Here is a 3,340-nt window from a genome sequence, read left to right as displayed (position 1 = left end):
GGTCGCCGATGGGCGGGGGCTGGACTGCCCGGTCCCGCCGGGCGAGGTCGTCCCGTTCGAGGAGCCGCCGGTCGGGGTGGGGGTGACCGTGGCCGTGACGGTGGCCGTCGCGGTGGCGGTCACCGTCGCGGTCGTCGTCACCGTGACCGTCACCGTGGGCTGGGGCTGCGGCTCCGTGGGCCCGGAGGTAGGCGTGCCGGTGGGGTGCGGTGAGGAGGCCGGTGTCGCGGCCCCGTCCTTGGCGGGAGGCGCCGTCGGCCCGAAGGCGCCGTTCGCCGCACTGCCGCCGCCGGTCCCCGTGCCCGTCCCCGTGCCTGTGCCCGTATCTGTGCTCGTGGTCGGTGTGCCGCCGTTGTTCACGGTGTTGTTCACGGCGTGGTTAACGGCGTTGTTCACGGGGCTTCCGTCCACCGCGCCGCCGGTCGCCGTCGCGGCGGGGCCGCCACCCGTTGCGGACGTCGGGGCGCCGGTCGCCCGGGTCGTCGGCGTCGTCCCGCTCCCGGGGCTCGCCGCGCCGGAAGGCGCCGCGCTGCCCCCGGGGTTCGCGGTGCCCGCCGGGGTGGTGGCGCCCGGCGTGGCGTCGCCGGCCGGCGTGCAGGTGGCGGGCGTCCCGCTCCCCGTGGTGGGCGTGGACGACGACGCCTCCTCCAGCGCCTCCTCGGCGGCGGCCAGGTCGGCCTTCGCCGCCGTGTACGCCTCCCGCGCCCCCCGGCTGTCGATCCTGGCCAGGACCTGCCCCTTCTTCACCTTGGCCCCGACCTTGACGTAGACCTTCGTCAGCGTCCCCGACGACCCGAAGGCCAGATCCCTGCGCGAGCCGTCCAACGTGCTGCCCGCCGCGCTCACCGAGGCCGTGATCTGCCCGCGCTGCGCGGAGGCGAGCCTGACCTGAACGGTGGCGGGGGTGTCGTCGCGGAGTGCCAGCGCCAGGCCGGACCCGGCGACCAGCACGGCCAGGGCGAGGCCGCCCAGCGCGATAGTCGGTCTCATGAGCGCCCATCCTGGCCGACCAGGTTCGCGCCAGGCTGCGAGGAGCCTAAGAGTTACCTGTGTGACTCAGCGGGCCCGCGGGTTGTCAGCGAACGTTCAGCTAGCTCGCGGCTGCGGCGCAGCCTTGTGTGCAAGGGTCACCCGCTGTGAAGGTGTCGACAAGGCGCAGAGCGCTGATGACCAACGGAGCGCTGGCGGTGCTCCTGCTGGGCGGTGTCGTGTTCGCCTATACCCAGCTCGGCACGGGCCAAGCGTCGAGTGAGACGACCGTGCGGACGGTGAGCGCGAGCCGCGGGTCCGTGACCGCCTCGGTGTCCGCGTCGGGCGCGGTGGCGAGCTCCCGGTCCCGCGCGCTCTCGTTCGGTACGAGCGGCACGGTCGAGAAGATCTACGTCAAGGCCGGGGACAAGGTCGCCAAGGGTGACCTGCTGGCCAGGCTCGACGACTCGGCCGCCCAGGAGAGCCTCTCGGCGGCCAAGGCCACGTACCAGAGCGCCATCGACGACGGGACCGATACGGCCCAGCTCTATGCCGCCTACATCAAGGCGCGCAACTCGTACAGGGAGGCGCAGCGCACGGTCGCGGCCACCGTGCTGAAGGCCCCGTTCAAGGGGACGATCACCGCGGTGAACGGCTCCGTGGGCGGCACCAGCTCAGGGTCCGGCACCAGCTCGGGCTCGGGCACCAGCTCCGGGTCCGGCGGCGCGTCGGGCGCGGCCTCCGGCTCGAGCGGCTCGACCGGCTCGACCGGCTCCAGCGGCTTCGTCGAGCTGGCCGACGTCGGCAAGCTGCAGCTCGTCGGTACCTTCACCGAGTCGGACGTCGGCAAGCTGAAGCAGAACCAGGAGGCCACGATCACGTTCGACGCGCTGCCGGGGGTGACCGCCACCGGCAAGGTCACCCAGATCGAGCCGGTCGCGTCCACCAGTAACAACGTCGTGCAGTACCCGGTCACGGTCACGTTCACGAAGGTCCCGAGCCAGGTGCGGCTGGGCCAGACGGCCACGGTCGAGGTTGTCGTCGGCCAGGCCGAGAACGTCGTCACCGTGCCGTCCTCGGCGATCTCCACCAGCGGCGGCCAGACCTCGGTCACCGTGCTCAAGGACGGCCGGCAGAGCAGGACCCCGGTCGAGGTGGGAGTCCAGGGCACCGCGCTGACCGAGATCAAGTCGGGGGTGTCGGAGGGCGACCAGATCGTGCCGCCGGCCACCACGACCGGCACCACCGGCGGCAACCAGCGGCAGTTCGGCGGCGGCGGCGGGTTCCCCGGCGGCGGTGGCGTGCCCGGTGGCGGCGGCATGCCGGGAGGCGGCCGATGAGCGCGCCCAAGGAAGCGAGCACCTCGAAGGAGGGCGGCACCGCGAGGCCGGTCAACGGCCGCGAGCCGGGCGAGCCGGCCACCGCGCCCGTCCTGCGCGTGCAGGACCTCGTCAAGGAGTACGGCGACGGCGACGCCAAGGTCCGCGCCCTGCGCGGCATCAGCCTGGACGTCGAGCGCGGGGACTACCTGGCCATCATGGGCGCCTCCGGCTCCGGCAAGTCCACCCTGATGAACATCCTCGGCTGCCTCGACATCCCCACCTCCGGGACGTACCTCATCGACGGCGCCGACGTGGGCCGGCTCGACGAGCACCAGCTCGCCGTCCTGCGCAACCGCAGGGTCGGGTTCGTCTTCCAGTCGTTCAACCTGATCCCGCGCATGACCGCGCTGGCCAACGTCGAGCTGCCGCTCGTGTACGGCGGCATCGGCCAGGCGGAGCGGCGCTCACGGGCGCTGGCCGCGCTGGAGCAGGTCGGGCTGACCGACCGCGTGCACCACGAGCCGAACCAGCTGTCCGGCGGACAGCAGCAGCGCGTGGCGGTGGCCAGAGCCCTGGTCACCGCGCCGGCCCTGCTGCTGGCCGACGAGCCGACGGGCAATCTCGACACCGCCTCCACGAAAGACGTCCTGCAGATCATGGACAGGCTCAGCGAGTCGGGCCGCACGATCGTGATCATCACGCACGAGGACGACGTGGCCGCGCACGCCAAGCGGGTGATCAGGCTGGTGGACGGCGAGATCGTGGAGGACCGCCGCCAGGCCCCGGTGGACGGCCCGCCGCCGCGACTGGTGGAGGCGGCCAGATGAACCAGTTCGAGATCCTGCGCTTCGCGCTGCGCGGCCTGCTGGCCAACAAGATGCGCAGCTCGCTGACCACGCTCGGCATCCTCATCGGCGTCGCCGCGGTCATCATGCTGGTCGCCGTCGGCGAGGGCTCCTCGCAGAGCATCCAGAAGAACATCCAGCGGCTCGGCGCCAACACGCTGACCATCTCGCCGTCGTTCTCCGGAGGGGGCGGCGCAGGCGGCG

3 protein-coding genes and 1 pseudogene are annotated in these 3,340 nt (G+C 72.8%); 3 read left to right on the top strand and 1 reads right to left on the bottom strand.

Annotated features, from left to right (window positions below; all coding sequences use genetic code 11):
• Positions 1-990, bottom strand: a pseudogene (locus ETD85_RS61060) (biotin/lipoyl-binding protein); the annotation flags it as partial.
• Between the two features lie 176 nt (positions 991-1,166).
• Between ETD85_RS61060 and ETD85_RS61055 the strand changes: the two are divergent.
• The 3 genes from ETD85_RS61055 to ETD85_RS61045 all read left to right on the top strand — a co-directional run.
• The gene (locus ETD85_RS61055) at positions 1,167-2,309 is read left to right on the top strand and encodes an efflux RND transporter periplasmic adaptor subunit (protein ID WP_138698899.1); all 1,143 of its coding nucleotides are present in this window, start codon (positions 1,167-1,169) and stop codon (positions 2,307-2,309) included.
• The gene (locus ETD85_RS61050; RefSeq protein ID WP_138698898.1) at positions 2,306-3,118 is read left to right on the top strand and encodes an ABC transporter ATP-binding protein; all 813 of its coding nucleotides are present in this window, start codon (positions 2,306-2,308) and stop codon (positions 3,116-3,118) included. The genes ETD85_RS61055 and ETD85_RS61050 overlap by 4 nt, the downstream gene beginning before the upstream one ends.
• Positions 3,115-3,340: ABC transporter permease (locus ETD85_RS61045; protein ID WP_206059627.1), on the top strand; the 226-nt coding region annotated here is incomplete at its 3' end. The genes ETD85_RS61050 and ETD85_RS61045, both read left to right, overlap by 4 nt.

Origin of the sequence: Nonomuraea zeae, assembly GCF_005889725.1 — a bacterium.
GTDB lineage: Bacteria > Actinomycetota > Actinomycetes > Streptosporangiales > Streptosporangiaceae > Nonomuraea > Nonomuraea zeae.
Note: the sequence above shows the minus strand (reverse complement) of the source record. Positions and strands in the feature narration are given on the sequence as shown.